The organism is Microbacterium terregens (genome assembly GCF_039534975.1).
Taxonomy (GTDB): domain Bacteria; phylum Actinomycetota; class Actinomycetes; order Actinomycetales; family Microbacteriaceae; genus Microbacterium; species Microbacterium terregens.
Genome location: NZ_BAAAWH010000001.1, coordinates 1,032,201 through 1,049,391 on the forward strand (window position 1 = coordinate 1,032,201; position 17,191 = coordinate 1,049,391).

Here is a 17,191-nt window from a genome sequence, read left to right on the forward strand (position 1 = left end):
CGCGCGGCGCGACCACGGGCGGCGGATCCGTCCACGGCGGCGCGCCGAGCGGGTGCGGTGCGGGTGCGGCTGCGCGGTTCGTCGCGGCCGGTGCTTCGTCTCGCGGCCCGCGCTGAAGGACGTGCCGCGAGCCGCATCGCGGGCCGCGAGGGCGCGCGCCGCGCGGTTCGTCTCGCGGCCCGTGCTTCGTCTCGCTGCGCGCGCTTCGTCTCGCGGCCCGTCGACCACCGGTTCAGTGGTCGTGGATGTACGCGAAGCGACAGGTTTGACGTACATCCAGGACAAGTGAACGGGTGGATGCCGAAACAGGTGCGCGGCGAACGAGTGGATGCCGCGGCCCGCGCTTCGTCTCGCGGCCCGCGCTGAAGGACGCGCCGCGAACCGCATCGCGCGCCGCGGACTGCATCGCGGCCGCGAACCGCGCGCGCGACGAAGCGCCGGCCCCGCCCCCGCCCCCGCTGACGGCGGATCCGCCGGAGGCGGAAAGCGGTGCGCGGTCGAAGGTGGCGGCGCACTCTGGGGACATGACAGATGAAGCGAAGACACCTCAGTTCGGGGCCGAGGCGCGACGCGAGCTTTTCCAGCAGCGCGTGCTCGTGCTCGACGGCCCGCTCGACGATGACAACGGCACCCTGATCGCGACGCAGCTTCTCGCTCTCGCGGCCGAGGATGCGGCATCCGACATCGCCCTGTGGATCCACTCCCCGGGCGGGTCGGTGCCCGCGATGCTCGCGATCCGCGACGTCATGCGGCTGATCCCGAACGACGTCTCGACCCTCGCGCTGGGCCTTGCGTGCAGCGCCGGGCAGTTCCTGCTGTCGGCCGGCACGAAGGGCAAGCGACGGGCGCTGCCGCACGCGCGGATCCTGATGCATCAGGGCTCGGCGGGCATCGGCGGCTCCACGGTGGAGGTCGAGGTGCAGGCCGACGACCTGCGACACACACGCGACACGGTGCTCGGGCTGATCGCCGAGGACACGGGCCAGCCCGTTCCGCGCATCTTCGAGGACTCCCTGCACGACCGCTGGTACACCGCGTCACAGGCCCAGGAGTACGGGTTCATCGACGGCGTCGTCACTGACTTCGCGCAGGTCGTCCCGCGGCGGCGCAGGCCCGCGGGCCTCGGGCTCGGCGCCGCGGAGGTGGCGGCATGAGCGGGTACACGATCCCGAACGTGGTGTCACAGCATCCGCGCGGCGATCGCATCATGGACGTGTACTCGCACCTGCTCACCGAGCGCGTCGTCTATCTCGGCACCGCGATCGACGCCGGCGTGGCCAACGCGCTCATCGCGCAGTTGCTGCATCTGGATGCCGACAACCCCGACCGCGACATCCAGCTGTACATCAATTCCGAGGGAGGCGACCCGAGCGCGATGCTTGCGATCTACGACACCATGCAGCACGTGCGGCCCGACATCGCGACGACCTGCGTCGGCCAGGCGATCGGGGTCGGCGCGGTCATGCTCGCCGCCGGAGCGGCGGGAAAGCGCGCGGTGCTGCCGCACGCGCGGGTCGTGCTGCACCAGCCTGCCGGGCAGGGGCGCGGCGCGATCCCGGACCTGATCCTGCAGGCGGACGAGCTGGTGCGCGTCCGCGGCGACGTCGAGGCGATCCTCGCCCGGCACACCGGACAGGATGCCGCGAAGCTGCGCACCGACACCGACCGCGACCGCGTCTTCACCGCCGCCGAGGCGGTCGCGTACGGGATCGTCGACCGGGTGCTCGCCGAGCGCGCCGCGTAGGCACTCACGCCGGACGGATTCGGGAGGATCCGGCCCTTGTGCCCACAGCGGTCGATTATCGTGACCACATGCGAGCGATCGTCATCGGCAGCGGGTTCGGTGGCCTGGCCGCGGCGATTCGGCTCGCTGCGGCAGGGCACGAGACGACCGTGCTCGAGAAGCAGGATCGCATCGGCGGGCGGGCGTATCTCTACGAACTCGACGGGTTCCGCTTCGACGGTGGTCCGACGGTCATCACGGCGCCCTTCATGTTCGAGGAGCTGTTCGCGCTCGCGGGGGAGCGTCTCGAGGATCACGTGCAGCTGGTGCCGCTAGACCCGTTCTACCGGGCGTTCGACCGGGACGGCACGCACTTCGACTTCCATGCCGATCCCGTGCGGATGCAGCAGGAGGTCGCGGAACGCAGCCCCGCCGACGAGCGCGGCTACACCCGGCTCCGGGGGCGCGTGAGCCGGATCTTCGACGCCTTCTACCCGTACACCGAACGGCCGATGATGCAGCTGCACGTGATGATGCGGATGCTGCCCTTCCTGCTGCGGCACCGTGCGGCGCTCGGCGTGCAGCGTCTCGTCGACGGCTGCATCCGAGATCCGTTCCTGCGCCGGGCCCTCGCCTTCCACCCGCTGCTGATCGGCGGCCACCCGGCGCGTACACCCGCCCTGTACTCCCTCATCGTCGAGTTCGAGCGCCGCTGGGGAGTGCACTACGCCGTCGGCGGGACGGCGGCGATCGTCGATGCGCTCGGGGCGCTGCTGCAGCGGCTCGGCGGGCGGATCGAGTGCGGAGTCGCGGTCGAGCGGATCCTGGTGCGCTCCGGTCGCGCGGTGGGCGTGCGACTCGAGGACGGCACGGAGCGCGATGCCGATGTCGTCGTCTCCAACGCCGACCCGGGCTACACCTACGATCGTCTCCTCGGTCCGGCGAGCGGACTCGCGGGGCTGCGGCTGCGGACCGCACGACCGAGCATGTCGCTGCACGTGCTCTACCTCGGCGCGGACCGCACGTGGCCGGACACTCCGCTGGCCCACCACAACCTGATGCTGTCCGGCGACTCGCGCCGGGTGCTCGGTCGGGTCTTCGCACGCTCCCACCGCCGCGGCACGCGCCGCGAGCCGCTCACCGCGGACGACCTGTTCCTCTACGTGCACCTGCCGACGCGCACCGACCCGTCCGTGGCGCCGGAGGGGTGCGAGGCGATGTACGTGCTGGTGGCCGCTCCACCGCTGGACGTCGGGGAAGAGATCTCGGATGCCGCGGCACGGCGGGTCCGCGACCTCGTGGTCGGCGCGCTGGACGAGCAGTACCTTCCGGGGCTGGCCGGTCATCTGGTCGTCGAGCACGCGATCGGCCCGGAGCACTTCCGCGATGTGCTGAACACGCCGCGCGGGGCGGCGTTCTCGCTGCAGCCGACCCTGTTCCAGTCCGGGTGGTTCCGGCCCCACAACCGCTCGCCGCAGGTGGAGGGTCTGTATCTGGTCGGCGCCGGCACCCACCCAGGCGCCGGCATCCCCGCCGTGCTGGCGTCGGGAAAGATCGCCGCCGACCTGATCGGACACCGGCCCGCCGGTCGATCGAGGCGCCCCACCGCTCGGGCGCACCGATGAGCACGTCCGCGCCGTACGCGATCCACGGCTTCGGCGAGAGCCCCGAGGTCGCCCTCGACGACGTCCCGGTCCAGGGGCGGCTGCCGGACTGGCTGACCGGCTCGTTGCTCCGCAACGGCCCGGGCACCTTCCAGGTGGGCGCGCAGCGCTATCGCCACTGGTTCGACGGCCTGGCGATGCTGCACCGCTTCACGATCCTCGACGGCCGGGTTTCGTACGCCAACCGCTTCCTCGAGACCGAGTCGTACCGCATCGCGCGCGACGAGGGACGCATCGCCTTTCCCGAATTCGCCACGGATCCCTGCCGATCGATGTTCGCGCGGGCGATGGCCGTCTTCGACCCGCAGGCCACCGACAGTGCGAAGGTCAACATCGCGCGCGTGGCGGAGCACTACCTCGCCCTCGCCGAGACGCCGATCCAGGTGGAGTTCGACCCCGAGACCCTGCGCACGGTCGGTGTGACCGGCTGGGACACCTCGAACTTCGGCCGGATGACCACCGTCCACCCGCACCTCGACGAGGAGCGCCACGAGGCGATCAATCTCGTCACGCGGTACGGCGCGGTCAGCAACTACGTGTTCCGTCGCGTCGACACCACCGATCCCGTCTTGCTCGAGGGCAAGACGATCGCCACGCGCGCCGTGCGCGAACCGTCGTACATCCACTCGTTCGGGATGTCGGAGCGCTATCTCCTGCTCGTGGAGTTCCCCCTCGTCGTCAACCCGATCTCACTGCTGCTGTGGCTGCGCCCGTACATCGAGAACTTCCGGTGGAAGCCGGCGCGAGGCACCCGCATCCATGTGTTCGATCGGCTGAGCGGCAAGCACGTGCGCTCCGTGACAGCCGATCCGTTCTTCGCCTTCCACCACGTCAACGCCTACGACGACGAGGACGGCTCGGTCGTGGTGGATCTGGTCGCGTACGACGACGCCTCGGTGATCGAATCGTTCTATCTGCACCGGCTCTCCGAACCCGACGTGCAGATCCCAGTGGGCACACTGCGTCGGCTGCGCATCCCGCTGACCGGGCCGAACCGCCGCCTGCACGCCGAGGTGCTGTCGCCGACCGGCATCGAGCTGCCGAACATCGACTATGCGCGCCGCAACACCAGCCCCCGGCTGCGCTACGTCTACGGCGTGAGCGTGCGCGGCGACCGCGGTTTCTACGACCAGCTGGTGAAGATCGACGTGGAGTCGCGTACCACCGCGACCTGGTACGAGCAGAGCTGCTACCCCGGTGAGGGCGTGTTCGTCGGCCGACCCGGCCGCGTCGACGAGGACGACGGCGTGGTGCTGTCGGTGGTCCTGGATGCGGCGCAGGGGACGTCCTTCCTGCTCGTGCTGGATGCCGCGTCCTTCACCGAGATCGCCCGCGCGCAGTTGCCGCACCCGGTGCTGCTCGGCTATCACGGCCAGTTCTACGACGACCTGCCCGGCCAGGTCTAGCCCGTCCTGGGCCCACGCGGCCGGAGGCTCCGCGCAGCGCGTCAGCGATGCGTGGAGGGGCCGTGGGGAGGGTCGTAGTCCGCGAGCAGCTCGCCCTGCGCGGGCCGGGAGTCCTCGGGCACGTGCTGCAGGTTGATCCGCACGCGGTACCAGAGCGAGCTCGAACCGCGCATGCCGTCCACGAGCGTGTCGGCGGGGTGCAGCATCGCCGCGACCTCCGGATGCTGCGCACTCCACTGCTCGAGCGCGTCGAGCGCCTCGGGCTTGGTCCTGGTGCGTGCGATCTCGATCAGCGGCATGGTCGAGGCACGCCGGCCTGAGCCGCCGCCGCCGCGCGGAGCCTCGGGAGGCGGGGGTCCAGCCGGACCCAGTTCCTTCGCCAGCGCGAGCAGCGCCTCCAGCGAACCCACCGCATCGTCGATGCCCTCGTGCGGGTCGCCGGTCTCGGCGAAACGCTGCGGCACGGTGAGGACGGTGAACTCCTCGGGCCGGCGCACGCGCACCTCGTCCCAGTCGAGCGGGGTCGACACGCGCGCGTCCGGGAGCGGCCGGATCGAGTAGGCGGATGCCACGGTGCGATCCTTCGCGTTCTGGTTGAAGTCCACGAACACGCTCTCGCCGCGTTCCTCCTTCCACCACCGCGCCGTCGCGAGACCGGGCGCCCGGTTCTCGACCTCGCGAGCCAGTGTCTCGGCCGCCAGCCTCACGTCACGGAAGTCCCACTGCGGCGCGATCCGCACCAGGATGTGCAGCCCCCGCGAGCCGGAGGTCTTCGGCCATCCGACGAGTCCGCAGTCGTCCAGGACCTCGCGGGCGACCATCGCCACATCGACGATCTGCGACCAGTCCACGCCCGGCATCGGGTCCAGGTCCACGCGCAGCTCATCGGGATGATCGAGGTCCTCGGCGCGGACAGGGTGCGGGTTCAGATCGAGGCAGCCGAGGTTGATGACCCAGGCCAGGCCCGCGGCATCCCGGATCACCGCCTCCTCCGCTGAGGTTCCCCGCGCGTAGTGCAGGGTGGCGGTGTCGATGAAGTCCGGGTGGTTCTCGGGCACGCGCTTCTGGAAGAAGGCCTCCTGGTCGATGCCCTTGACGAAGCGCTTGAGCACCATCGGGCGGCCGCCGGCTCCGCGCAGCGCTCCGGGCGCGACCGAGAGGTAGTACTTCACGACGTCGAGCTTGGTCAGCCCCGGCTGCGGGAAGACGACCTTGTCGGGGCTGGAGACGCGCACCTCGCGCCCGTCCACATCGATCATCTGCTCTTTGCGCGCGGGGCTCACCAGGCCCACGCTAGCGACGAGCGGATGCCGCGACCAGACCTTGTGCCCTCGGGGTTGCGGCGCGCTACGCCCATCGCCGCGACGATCGATGGCGCGGGCGCCCCGAACGGGAGGAGGTCTCAGGCGACCAGGACCAGCCCGGTGTGCACGCCGACGGCCGCGGGGCCGGTCGCGCGGCGGTCGCGGAGTTCGTCGACCACCGCAGCCGTGAGATCCACGAGGGTCACCTCGAGCGCGCCCGCCACAGCGGCGATCATCTCGCTGGAGGGTTCCTTCAGTCCGCGCTCCATCTCGGACAGGTATTGCGGCGAGACACCCGCGCGTTCGGCCGTGTCGGCGAGGCGTTCGCCCCGGTCGTGGCGGATGCGCCGCAGCTGCTCGCCGAGCGCGTCGCGCCACAGCGGCTCCGGCTCCCGCGTGGGGCGCTTCGGCATCGGGATGATCTCGGCCATGGGCTCACGATAGAGCGCCGTGGATGCCGCGGCCGAGTGGTTCCGCTCTGAGCAGAACAACCGACCCCTGGCTCAGAGCAGCAACAGCCCGCGGACCATGAGCCACACCGCGAAGACGACGGATGCCGCGGCTGAGATCGACAGCACCACGCGATGAAACAGGCTGCCGTCGCGGCGCACCCACGCGAGGACGAGCAGCACGACCAGCAGCACGGTCGCGCAGATCGCCGCGAACGGTGCCAGCAGCAGCGGCCAGACGCCCGCCGGCAGTCCGAACGCGAGGAGGATCGGCTCGGTGTTCAGCAGCACGAGCGCGAGTCCGCCGACGTAGACGAGATTCAGACCGGCGGATGCCGCGGCCGCCAGCACCGCGCCACCCGGCGCGTCACCTCGGCGGCGACGCAGCCAGAACAGGCCGTATACCGCGGCGTAGACCAGGGTCGCCAGGAAGACCAGGACGGATGCCGCCCCGATGCCGATCGCCACCGGATCGCGGTCCTGGATGACGTCCGAGTCGAATCGGTAGATGGCCGATGTGGCGTGGATGTCCGTGGCGGTGAGGAAGTCCGGGGGCTTCATGCCCGAGACGCAGGAGGCGTCCGGTTCGACGGACGGATCGTCCAGGAACTGCTGCGCGATCGTGGCGGCGCAGTCATCGAACCAGTTCGCCCAGACCGCGCCGTGACCCATACCGGGGAATTCGTACAGATAGTGCGCGGAAAGCGTCGCCGCTGCGGCTTCGCTCCACGCGCGCGGCGTGATCGGGTCGTACGCCCCGTTGGTGAGCAGCGCGGGAACGGCACTGACCACCGGCTCGGTCTCGAGGGGGGACAGCGGTGGAACAGCCCACACCGCACAGTCCTCGCGGAAACTGTCGAACAGGGTGAAGTGCGACAGGATCGGATCCGCCTCGCGTGCCGCGACGATCGCCGCGTCGTCGTTGAACGGCGACTCTTCGGCGCAGTCGATCGACAGCCGCAGGCCCTCGGTGAACCGGTCGCCGTAGTCGAGGTTCTGCTGGGCCAGCGGCGCCGCGGCCTCGGTGTCGCCCTGTGCCAGGCGGTCGATGAGGAAGGGGAGGATGCGCACCAGGTCCGCATCGTAGAACGCGTTGAACAGACCGCCCACGAGGTCGGTGTCGTCGACCGTGAGTCGGACGGGCGACCGGTCTTCGGGGCTCTTGACCGTGACGGTGAGGGGGGACTCCTGAGCGCGGTCGAGCACGCTCGACAGCGACGCCTCGATGTCGGGGTACAGCCGGGTGCAGTCCGCATCGGCCGCGCAGTCGGCGTACAGAGTATCCAGGGCGGTGAGGAACCCCGCCGAGACCTGCTCGTGCTCTCGCACCTGCGGAGGGACGACGCCATCCAGGATCACCGCGCGCAACCCCTCGGGCCGGTCGCGCATGACGGTCAGCGCGAGCCGCGAGCCGTACGACAGGCCGTACAGATTCCATTCGTCGTACCCGAGTGCGGTGCGCAGGTCGGCCAGGTCGACGGCGCTCTCGGCACTGGTGTACGCCGCAAGATTCGACCCCTCCTCGAGCAGGCGATCGCGGCACTTCTGCAGCTGTGCAAGGTGGAGCGCGGCCTCCTCCTCGCCGGTCACGCCGACTCCGTCGATCAGGAAGTGCGAGGTATCCAGCTCGGGGCAATTCAAGGTGGGTTCGGCCAGGGCGTCCCCGCGCTGCTCGACGACGATGATGTCGCGGTCCTCCGAGGCCCAGTCGGCGTAGTCGAGGAAGTACCACAGGACGCCGAGGCTGCCCGCGCCCGGGCCGCCGGCCGTGGGGAAGACGAGCGGGTCCTTCTCGGGGTCATCGGATCGACTGGCGATGACCGCGACCGGCAGCTGCAGGGTCTTGGCGGGGTCGCTTCCCGGCGCACGGCTCTCGGGCACGGTGAGGAAGCCGCACGTGACCCGCCGGGCGTGCTCCGCCGGCACGTCGACGGGGCAATCGGTCTCATCCAGTTTGTCGGCGATCGCACTGGCCGGACGGTCGAGCAGGTCGCTCGCGACGGCGGCTGGGGCCGGCAGTCCACCGGCCAGAAGCGCGCTGCCCACGATGAGTGCCGCGCCGAGCAGAGCGAGCGGATGCCGTCGCCGGCGTTTCCGGGCATGCGAGGGTGACGCATCCGCTGCAAGAGGGGCGGGCGCGTCGGACGTCGACGGTGCGGCGAGCGCGCGCGGCGCGATCATAACGTCACGATAGCGGCGATCCAGAGTCATCGAGACCGACGCCGCCGGTGCGCCGCACAACGAACGAGGGCCGCCCTTTCGGACGGCCCTCGCTTCGAAGGTGCTCGCTACTCGATCTAGACACGCAGCCGCGTCAACGCGCTGCGCGCATTGACCCGGCTCGTGTCTAGTTCGAGCCGCGCAGGATCGCGAGGATACGCAGGATCTCGATGTAGAGCCAGACGACGGTGACCATGATGCCGAACGCGCCGAGCCACGCGAACTGGCGGGGAGCGCCATTGCGGACGCCCCGCTGGATCGAGTCGAAGTCCAGAACGAGCGAGTACGCCGCCATGATGACGACCAGGATGCCGATGATCACGCCGAGCGGGATGCCGAAGATCTCCTGGCTCAGCACGCCGAACGCGCCGCCGGCGATCGGCACGTTGAAGATCATGAGGCCGATGTTGATCAGCGAGAAGACCAGGTAGCCGATCATCGCGATCATGAAGACCTTGGTGGCCTTCTTGGAGGCACGGATCTTGCCGCTGGCGAACAGGGCGAGGGTCACACCGACGACCACCAGCGTCGCCAGCGTGGCCTGGAAGACGATGCCGGGCCAGATGAACTCGAAGAACGCCGAGATGCCGCCGACGAAGAGTCCCTCGAAGGCCGCGTAGGCGAAGATCAGGCCGGGACGCACCTTCTTGCGCGAGGTGAAGATGACCGCGAGCGACAGCGCGAAGCCGCCGAGCAGGCCGACGATCCACGGCACGATGGTGGGGCTCGGGTTCTGGGCGGTGACCGGAGCCATGGTCCAGACCCAGCCGCCGACGGCGGTGACCACGAGGATCGCGAAGAGTCCGACGGTCTTCCACACCGTGTCTTCGACGGTCATGCGGTCGGTCTCGATCGCACCCGCCGAGGGACCGGCGAACGCGCCCTCGAGCTGTGCGTTCGTCGCAGCGTCCACACCCGCGTGCTGGGCGGAAGCCACCTGCGTCTGCGTACCGAACGGGGGCGGCGGTGTGTTGCTCGGGTACTTCTTGCCGGCCCGGGCGTCCTGGAACGCCGGGTTGTCGAATGCGGGGTTGTTGAGGGCCACTGCTCTCACACTCCAAGGTAAAAAAGGGTTGACAGCATTGTGCTGTGAGCCCACGATAACGGACGCCAGGCGATCGCTCGCGGATTCGTGCTGTGAGAGGGCTTTGAAGGCCTCCCGGAACGAGCGCGGGTAGCCTGAATCGGTGCCCCGCACCCATCCACTCGTCATCGGCCATCGCGGTGCGCCCGGGTACCGGCCGGAGCATTCGCGCTCGTCCTACGACCTCGCGCTGGCCATGGGCGTGGACGCGGTCGAGCCCGACATCGTCGTCTCGAAGGACGGCGTACTGGTCGTACGTCACGAGAACGAGATATCCGGCACCACGGATATCGCCGACCGGCCCGAGTTCGCCGACCGTCGCACGACCAAGACGGTGGACGGGGCGGAACTGACCGGCTGGTTCACCGAGGACCTCACCTGGGACGAGATCGCAACACTCCGCTGCCGGGAGAGGCTGCCGCACTTGCGGCCATCCAGCGCATCCTTCGACGACCAGCAGCCGGTCCTGCGCCTGCGAGATGTTCTGGACCTGGTGCGCGCCGCGTCGCTGGAACAGGGTCGCGAGATCGGGGTGGTCCTGGAGATCAAGCACGCCACCTACATCGACGCGCTGGGATGGGAGCTTTCCGGGCTCGTCGAAGCGGAGCTCACCGACGCCGGCTGGGCGCAGGGCGAGCTGCCGCTCACGATCGAGGCCTTCGAGTCGACGGTGCTGCAGCAGCTGCGGGAACGCGGCATTCGAGGCACGTACATCTACCTGCTCGAGGCGGCAGGGCGTCCCTTCGACCTCGTCGCCGCATTGGGCAGAGCCGCACCGACGTACAAGGAGACGGCACGCCCGGCCGGCCTGGACCGCCTGGCCGGAACCGTGGACGGGATCAGCGTCGACAAGCGGATGATCCTCGCCCCCGACAAGCTCGGCCGGGTCAGCGGCCCCTCAGCGGTCGTCGCGGACGCTCACGCACGGGGGCTGCGGGTCTTCACGTGGACATGCCGTCCGGAGAATGCGTTCCTGGTGGGGCAGTACCGCGGGCGCGGCGGCGCGGCGGCTTTCGGCGACTACGAGGGGGAGTGGGCCGTGATCAGGGATGCCGGGGTCGACGGCGTCTTCGTGGATCACGCCGACCTCGGGGTGGAGTTCTTCCGGCGCTGAGCCACCCGACCACCGGATCGGCTCACTTCGGGTCGTCGTACGTCCCGAACAAACCCTTGCCGAAGCGGACGACCGCGTCATACGCCTCGGCATACGTCTCGGGTGCCTTGCTGCCGGGGTTGTAGCGGGCCAGCAGCAGCCCGGTCAGGCCCTGCGCCGGGGCGGTGAGCGGCCGGTGCTTGTGCTTGGTCGCTGCGGCAGTCGCGTCGTCCTCCTCGGGATTTCTTCCCGCGTACAGCGCCTGCGGTTGCGGCCATGTGTACGGCTGGCGGGGCTCGGTGAGGTTGACGGAGTTGAAGATCGGGTTCGCGCTCTGGTCCCGCAGCGTCAGCGGGGCGAGCCCGTGCTGGCGGCAGAGCGTATTGATGACCGAACCGTGGTGCATCTCGTCGTGGATGACCGTGTTCGCGGCCGTGTACGCGCTCACCACGATCGTCGGCACCCGCACGCCCAGGCGGTCGAAGGTGAAGCCCATCTCGCCGGGGCCCGAGCGGTCGGGCGGCGAGGCGGTCGGCGGCGACACGTGGTCGAACGTCCCGCCGTGCTCGTCGAAGGTGATCACGAGTGCGGTGTTCATCGCGTTCGATCCCTTCGCCGACTTGCTCGTGCGGATCGCGTCGTAGATGTCCTGCACGAGCTTGTCTCCCGCGCGCACGTCGGAGAGGGCGCTGTTGTAGACCGGGATCTTGTCGCCGTCGACATCCACGACGTCCTCGTGCACCTTCGCGCCCCACGGCGGGTGCATGTCGTTGTGATTGAACACCATGCGCGGCTCGATGAAGCTGTAGGCGGGCAGATCCCCGTTCTTGGCGTCCTCGACGAACTGACCCATCTCGCGGAAATGCGTCTTCCAATAGGGGCGCAGCACAGGGGAATGCAGCAGCCCGGTCAGCGACACCAGCTGCGAGCCGTCGTAATAGATGCGCCAGGGGATGCCGGCATCCTCGAGTCGATTGAAGATGGTCGGTGCCGGAGGGCCGTCGATCCACTTGTAGTAGCTGTCGCCGCCGTGGTTGGTGACGTAGCCGTGCGATGTGGAGGCGTGGAAGAAGAGGCGGTTGCAGAACGTCTGCGACGGCACGGCCGCGTGCCAGGCGTCGTACACCGCGAACTCCCGGGCGAGCGTGGACAGCACCGGCATCATCGCCGGGCTGAAGGAACCCATCGCCACGCGGTACTCGTCGGCCGTGGGGGCTCGTCCCTTGTCGCGCTGGAAGTTGATCGCGAAGTCCTTCACGAAGCCCGACATATCCGGCGTCACTCCCACCGGGGGCGTATTGAACGGCGGCTGCAGGCCATGAGCGCGGATGTCCTCGTTGGTCTGCGGATCGACGATTCCGAACAGCTGCGTGTTCACGTGCGGGTAGGTCTCGCCCGGGTCCGGCTGAGGCGACTGCATGACCGTGTCGGTCGAGCCGTCATAGACGTATGCCGGAACCGCTTCACCGCCCGGTCCGGGATTGGAATAGCTGCCCTGGGCGAGCCCGTTGAACTGGTCCTGCGACTTCTCGTCGGCGGAGTAGAGCCACCCCAGCATGTTGTCGAAGCTGCGGTTCTCGAACATGACGACGACGACGTGATCGAACCCGGGCGCGGTGCGCTTGGGCAGCGGATCGAATTCCGGCGGATGCGCGGTCGCCGCTGCCGTCATCGCGGCGCCGGCGGAGCCTCCGATCGCGATCCCGGCGGCGCCGATGCCGGCGCGTCGGAGGAAGTCGCGCCGTGCCGTGTCGCGCGGACGGTCGTCGCGCCCGTCCGCCTGTTCGCTCTCGTCCACAACCATCCCCCTGGGCGCAATTCGGGAGTCAGTCTATCGACGCCGGTGAAGGCCGACCGCCGCGCCCCAGTAGTGTCGACCCATGATTCCCGAGCTGCGTTTCGATCGGAACGCCCGGTACGGCGCGGCACTGGTCGGCGTCCTGTTCGCCGGGTTCCTGAACATCGCCACCGACTTCAGCGCCTTCATCCAAGCGGCCAACTACGCCGGTGCCCTGGGCACCGATGTGCCGGCTGTGGACTTCGCGGAGTTCGTCCTGATCCTCGGCATCTACATCACCGCGTTCGTGCTGATGCCGGCCAGCGGCGCGCGGCGGCTCGGTGCGGTGACCCTCGCCTGCGTCGTGCTGCTGCTGTGGGCGACGATCGGCATCGAGCGGGGAATCGGCAACATCGATCACCCGGTCGCGTTCTGGACCTTCGTCGTCAATCAGGGTCTGATCACGCTGGTGGTGGCACTGGGTGGTTGGCTGCTGGTGCGGGGGCGGCATCCCGTTGCGTTCATCGTGCTGCTCCTGGCCGTCATCCCCCCGATCGTCAGCCGCATCCTGGTGGATGCTTCAGCGACCTCGGGTGCGTACACCCTGGTCAGCGACGCGATGGTGATCGTCTTCGGGATCGGCGGCGCATGGCTGGCCGCCTTGATCGACCGTATGGTGCGCCGTCGGGGCGAGCCCCGTGTCGCGGACGCCCGCGACAAGGGCGACACGCGCTGAGCGGGAGCAGCATTCAGGAGAGGTGAGTCGGGCCTGCAGCCGCGGGGTCCGGCGCGGGCTCAGGCGCTCGCGCTCGGATGAGCACTCCGACGCCGGCGGCGGTGAGGCAGGCGACGGCGGCGACGGCGACGGCTGCTCTTCCGCCCCAGGCTTGGCCGATCCCGCCGATGATCACCGCGCCGATGGGCGTCGTGCCGATGAACGCGGTGGTCCACAGGGACGTGACGCGTCCACGCATTCCCGAGGGCGCGAACAGCTGCACCGTGGAGTTGCCGGTGGTCAGGAAGCCGATGCTGCAGGCCCCCACGAAGACGATCGTGATGTTCGCGAAAGCGGTGGAGGGGGCGGCGGCGGTGACGGCGAGGGCGATCGCGTAGGCGATGGTGAGGACGATCATCCGCGTGAGACCCGTCTGCGGCCAGAACAGGAGGATGATCCCGGCGGCGATGGAACCGGCTCCGAACCCCGCGGTCAGCCAGGCGTATTCGTCCGGCCCGCCGGACAGCGAGTGCTCGCCGAAGACCGGCAGGCTGACTTCGTACTCGTAGGCGAAGGTGCCGACGATCGCCATCATCGCGAGCGGCCCGAGCAGCTGGCGGTTGCCGCGGACCACGTGCAGAGCGGCGCGCAGCTGGCCGGACTGTCGAGGTATGCGGCCTTCGGAGTGGATCTGGGCGACCCTCATCGACAGCAGCAGTGCGATGACGAGTCCGAAACTCGCCGCGTTCGCGACGAAGCACCAGCCGATCCCCACCGTTCCGATGAGCGCCGCGGCGACGAGCGGCCCGACCCCTCGCCCGACATTGGCGAGGATGCTGTTCAGCGTGACGGCGCTGTGCAGAGCCTCACGGCCGACGAGCTCGGGGATGAGCGCCATCCGGGCCGGGTTGTCGACCGCGGTCAGCAGACCGAACACCACGGCGACGATCATCGCCAGCATCAGCGTCTGGTGGCCGGTGAGGATGACGATCCCGAACGCGAGAGCGAGAAAGGCCAGCGACGTCTGCGTCACGAGCAGCGTGCGCCGGCGATCGTGCCGATCGACGATGACGCCGGCGTAAGGGCCCAAGAGCAGGACGGGAAGGTACCGGAGCGCCGCGACCAGTCCGAGATCGAACGCCGATCCGGTCATGCTCAGCACCAGAACGCCCTGGGCGACCGTCTCTGTCCATGAGCCGATGAGGCTGATGCCCTGCCCGCCGATGAAGCGACGATAATTCGGGACGGCCAGAGCCGCGAACCGTGCCGGAGTGCTGGATGCCTCCCCGGCCGAGGTCCGGACGACCGGTCGGCCCATGACGGTCTCCTTGCTCTCGTTCGTCCTCGGGTCGTGCGAACGTGGCCTTCCGCACGCACGGTATTGCAGACCGAGGCGGTTGGTCAACGGTTTCGGCTGCCGTTGTGGGCGCGCGGGAGGTGGCGAACCGATGCTGCCCGCGGCGTGCCGGAGCGGCGGGTCTCAGCCGGCGGGGCGGGCGAGGATCCCTCCGACATAGCCGAGCACCGCGCCGACCACGATGATCGGGATGCCGAACGACAGCGGCGGGAACGTCGAGATCACCACGGCCACTGACACCACGTACGCGACGGTGAGCAGCACGACGAGGATCGCGGCCTTGCGAATGAGTCCACCCTTGCCCGTCAACCCGAACAGCATCGCCACGGCCAGCACCGCGAGGAGGATCCGCAGCGGTGCTTCGGCGACGGCGACCGCTGCCGTGAACGGTGGCAGGCCGGCATCGAGGGCGGTGATCACGTTCTGAGGCAACGCTCCGACGTTGAGATCGACCGGGACATCCTGGAACCACGGGATCGCGAGCGCACCGACCAGCACCAGCAATGCACCGATGAGAGCCAGCCACCTGCCGGCGGGACGCCGACGATCCGGACCGGTCTGCGTGAGTTCCGCGCTCGCGGTGAGGCTCTGCGTTCCGTCCGAGACCAGGATCTCGAGCTGGCGGACACCGACCTGGCGCGGCGGCGGATGCGGGCTCGACACCGACATGCGAGCGTGACCGACGGTACCGGGTGCGATGACGAGGTTCGGCGGGCTGAACCTGGCGCGCACCAGCCCATCGTCGGACCGTCCCGCGAACACCACGTTCAGCGGCTCGGAGCCGCGGCGGTTGTCGACCTGGATGGAGAACTCGCCATCGCCGTGCGTGCCGATGTCCAGCTTCTCGGGCTGCGCGCGCACCTCCGCGGTCGCCATCGCCGCGGCGGACGCGGTGATCTCGAGCGACGCCGACGCTTCGATGTCCGACGTTCCGTCCGACGCGATGACGGTGAAGGGATGCGTCGTGCTGGTGCCGCGCGGCGGCAGATGCGCGCGCAGCCGCCCGTGTGCTCGAGTGACATGCCCCGGCACCGCGACGAACCGGGCCGGCACGAACGCGAACGAGAGCCGTTGCTCAGGGTCGGTGCCCGACAGGGCGACCGTGACGTCCGAGTGCCCGCCACGGTTGTCGACGTGCACCTCGAAGTCGGCCTCGGCCGAGTCGACGAGACGGATGCTGCTGGGTTGCACCTGCACGCGGACGGGCGCATCGACCGGGGCTGCCGCGGTGCTCTGCACGAGCGTGAGGATGGTCGTGATCGCCCCCTCGTCGTTGGTCGCCGCCACGGTGAGTTGGCGGTTCAGCTGCTGGCCGGGTGCCGGCTGCGGCGCCGTGAACGCCACAGCGACCTCGACCATCGCACCCGCCGGCACCTCCACCACCTCGGGGGTGAACGCGAACGTCACGACACCTTCGGGGTCGCCGCCGCTCATCCCGACGGTCTGCGGGTAGTTCGCCGTCCGGTTGTCGAGCCGGACCGAGAAGTGGCCGGAGTCCGCGTCATCGAGCCGGATGAGCGTCGGCCGCGCCTCGAGCGTGGGACGTGGTCCGTGCGGCGGAACCGTCACGATGACGCTGACGGTGGCGTTGCGTTCGGCATCCTCCATCGACCGGACCACCACGGTGAGCGGAACCCGCTGCGCGACCACCATGGTGTCATTCCGCAACCCGAGCGAGAGCGCGACGCTGCGCACCTCGCCCGGCATGAGGTGCACGTCAGGGTGCGCGAGCACGAGCCAGGACGGCGGGTCGACGGCCTCGAGAACGTAACCGTCGACGATGGTCAGAGTGTTCTCGATCGTGAACTCGACTTCGGCGGGAGCACCCGCGGTCACCACCGCGTCGGAGTTCGCGACCGCGACCGTCGGCGAACCGTGCGCGGCCTGCGTGGGTTGCGCGGCCGCGACGGCCGCGGGAACGGCGGGGATGGGGGGAACGCCGACGGGATCGGATGCCGCGGCCGGACCAGTGCTCGTCGCGTCCGCCGCCGTCGTCGGGGTCGGGGCGGGCTCTGCCGGGACCATCCCCACGACCGTCGGGACGGTACCGGTGAGGGCCTCGCCGTCGAGCGTGGAGGCGCCGACATCCCAGCCGAGGTAGTTGTCACAGTTCTTGCAGAAGCGCGCGTCGGCGTCGTTCCTGGTGCCGCACACTCCGCAGATGCGTTCGGCCATCCTCGTCCCTTCGGTCGGGACATCGACATCGTTCCCTCACGATTACTGCTGATCGTACGGAGCCGTGCGCACGGGCTTCCAGCCCGCTGCCTCAACGGGCACCGATCGCTGCCTTCCCTCCACGCGCGTACGCGGATCGCGGTGCGGGCACGGGAACCCGCCGGGTCCGAGGCGCGCGCCGTCCCGTATACGCGGCGATCCGAGAGGGCTAGATTGTGCTCCAT

Annotated in this window: 13 protein-coding genes; 6 read left to right on the forward strand and 7 right to left on the reverse strand. The window is 69.6% G+C overall.

Annotated elements, in window-relative coordinates; genetic code table 11:
• The first annotated feature begins 524 nt into the window (after window positions 1–524).
• The 4 genes from ABD655_RS04665 to ABD655_RS04680 all read left to right on the forward strand — a co-directional run bounded on the left by ABD655_RS04665 (window position 525) and on the right by ABD655_RS04680 (window position 4,793).
• Complete coding sequence (locus tag ABD655_RS04665) at window positions 525–1,154, forward strand: ClpP family protease (RefSeq protein ID WP_344711976.1); 630 nt, start codon at window positions 525–527, stop codon at window positions 1,152–1,154.
• On the forward strand, window positions 1,151–1,744 hold the full coding sequence (locus tag ABD655_RS04670) for a ClpP family protease (RefSeq protein ID WP_344711977.1): 594 nt from the start codon (window positions 1,151–1,153) through the stop codon (window positions 1,742–1,744). The genes ABD655_RS04665 and ABD655_RS04670 overlap by 4 nt, the downstream gene beginning before the upstream one ends.
• Before the next feature lie 68 nt (window positions 1,745–1,812).
• Complete coding sequence (gene crtI / locus ABD655_RS04675) at window positions 1,813–3,348, forward strand: phytoene desaturase family protein (RefSeq protein WP_344711978.1); 1,536 nt, start codon at window positions 1,813–1,815, stop codon at window positions 3,346–3,348.
• Window positions 3,345–4,793, forward strand: coding sequence for a carotenoid oxygenase family protein (locus ABD655_RS04680; RefSeq protein WP_344711979.1), 1,449 nt, complete (start codon window positions 3,345–3,347; stop codon window positions 4,791–4,793). The genes crtI and ABD655_RS04680 overlap by 4 nt, the downstream gene beginning before the upstream one ends.
• 41 nt (window positions 4,794–4,834) lie before the next feature.
• Here ABD655_RS04680 and ligD read toward each other — a convergent pair whose 3' ends face one another.
• The 4 genes from ligD to ABD655_RS04700 all read right to left on the reverse strand — a co-directional run bounded on the left by ligD (window position 4,835) and on the right by ABD655_RS04700 (window position 9,811).
• Complete coding sequence (ligD, locus tag ABD655_RS04685; RefSeq protein ID WP_378721508.1) at window positions 4,835–6,052, reverse strand: non-homologous end-joining DNA ligase; 1,218 nt, start codon at window positions 6,050–6,052, stop codon at window positions 4,835–4,837.
• 143 nt (window positions 6,053–6,195) lie between these two features.
• A complete protein-coding gene (locus tag ABD655_RS04690) occupies window positions 6,196–6,528 on the reverse strand; it encodes a helix-turn-helix domain-containing protein (protein WP_344711982.1) in 333 nt (110 codons plus the stop codon).
• 72 nt (window positions 6,529–6,600) lie between these two features.
• Window positions 6,601–8,727, reverse strand: a complete 2,127-nt coding sequence (locus ABD655_RS04695; RefSeq protein WP_344711983.1) for an alpha/beta hydrolase — start codon at window positions 8,725–8,727, stop codon at window positions 6,601–6,603.
• A 166-nt stretch (window positions 8,728–8,893) separates the two neighbouring features.
• The gene (locus ABD655_RS04700) at window positions 8,894–9,811 is read right to left on the reverse strand and encodes a Bax inhibitor-1/YccA family protein (RefSeq protein WP_344715679.1); all 918 of its coding nucleotides are present in this window, start codon (window positions 9,809–9,811) and stop codon (window positions 8,894–8,896) included.
• 142 nt (window positions 9,812–9,953) lie between these two features.
• Between ABD655_RS04700 and ABD655_RS04705 the strand changes: the two genes are divergently transcribed.
• On the forward strand, window positions 9,954–10,964 hold the full coding sequence (locus tag ABD655_RS04705) for a glycerophosphodiester phosphodiesterase family protein (protein WP_344711984.1): 1,011 nt from the start codon (window positions 9,954–9,956) through the stop codon (window positions 10,962–10,964).
• A gap of 22 nt (window positions 10,965–10,986) precedes the next feature.
• Here ABD655_RS04705 and ABD655_RS04710 read toward each other — a convergent pair whose 3' ends face one another.
• Window positions 10,987–12,741, reverse strand: coding sequence for an alkaline phosphatase family protein (locus tag ABD655_RS04710; protein ID WP_344711987.1), 1,755 nt, complete (start codon window positions 12,739–12,741; stop codon window positions 10,987–10,989).
• 82 nt (window positions 12,742–12,823) lie between these two features.
• Between ABD655_RS04710 and ABD655_RS04715 the strand changes: the two genes are divergently transcribed.
• On the forward strand, window positions 12,824–13,456 hold the full coding sequence (locus tag ABD655_RS04715) for a hypothetical protein (protein ID WP_344711989.1): 633 nt from the start codon (window positions 12,824–12,826) through the stop codon (window positions 13,454–13,456).
• A gap of 13 nt (window positions 13,457–13,469) precedes the next feature.
• Here ABD655_RS04715 and ABD655_RS04720 read toward each other — a convergent pair whose 3' ends face one another.
• Both ABD655_RS04720 and ABD655_RS04725 read right to left on the reverse strand, forming a co-directional pair.
• Entirely contained in the window at window positions 13,470–14,753 is a 1,284-nt protein-coding gene (locus ABD655_RS04720) for an MFS transporter (RefSeq protein WP_344711990.1), read from the reverse strand.
• 162 nt (window positions 14,754–14,915) lie between these two features.
• Window positions 14,916–16,967 (reverse strand): zinc ribbon domain-containing protein, encoded by a 2,052-nt coding sequence (locus tag ABD655_RS04725; protein ID WP_344711992.1) that lies wholly within the window; start codon window positions 16,965–16,967, stop codon window positions 14,916–14,918.
• Window positions 16,968–17,191: the final 224 nt, after the last annotated feature.

What these genes read in the sequence shown, in the direction of transcription:
- ABD655_RS04695 (WP_344711983.1), bottom strand. Translation starts at nt 8,727, where the DNA reads ATGATCGCGCCGCGCGCGCTCGCCGCACCGTCGACGTCCGACGCGCCC.
- ligD (WP_378721508.1), bottom strand. Translation starts at nt 6,052, where the DNA reads ATGATCGATGTGGACGGGCGCGAGGTGCGCGTCTCCAGCCCCGACAAG.
- ABD655_RS04720 (WP_344711990.1), bottom strand. Translation starts at nt 14,753, where the DNA reads ATGGGCCGACCGGTCGTCCGGACCTCGGCCGGGGAGGCATCCAGCACT.
- ABD655_RS04715 (WP_344711989.1), top strand. Translation starts at nt 12,824, where the DNA reads ATGATTCCCGAGCTGCGTTTCGATCGGAACGCCCGGTACGGCGCGGCA.
- ABD655_RS04665 (WP_344711976.1), top strand. Translation starts at nt 525, where the DNA reads ATGACAGATGAAGCGAAGACACCTCAGTTCGGGGCCGAGGCGCGACGC.
- crtI (WP_344711978.1), top strand. Translation starts at nt 1,813, where the DNA reads ATGCGAGCGATCGTCATCGGCAGCGGGTTCGGTGGCCTGGCCGCGGCG.
- ABD655_RS04725 (WP_344711992.1), bottom strand. Translation starts at nt 16,967, where the DNA reads ATGGCCGAACGCATCTGCGGAGTGTGCGGCACCAGGAACGACGCCGAC.
- ABD655_RS04680 (WP_344711979.1), top strand. Translation starts at nt 3,345, where the DNA reads ATGAGCACGTCCGCGCCGTACGCGATCCACGGCTTCGGCGAGAGCCCC.
- ABD655_RS04670 (WP_344711977.1), top strand. Translation starts at nt 1,151, where the DNA reads ATGAGCGGGTACACGATCCCGAACGTGGTGTCACAGCATCCGCGCGGC.
- ABD655_RS04690 (WP_344711982.1), bottom strand. Translation starts at nt 6,528, where the DNA reads ATGGCCGAGATCATCCCGATGCCGAAGCGCCCCACGCGGGAGCCGGAG.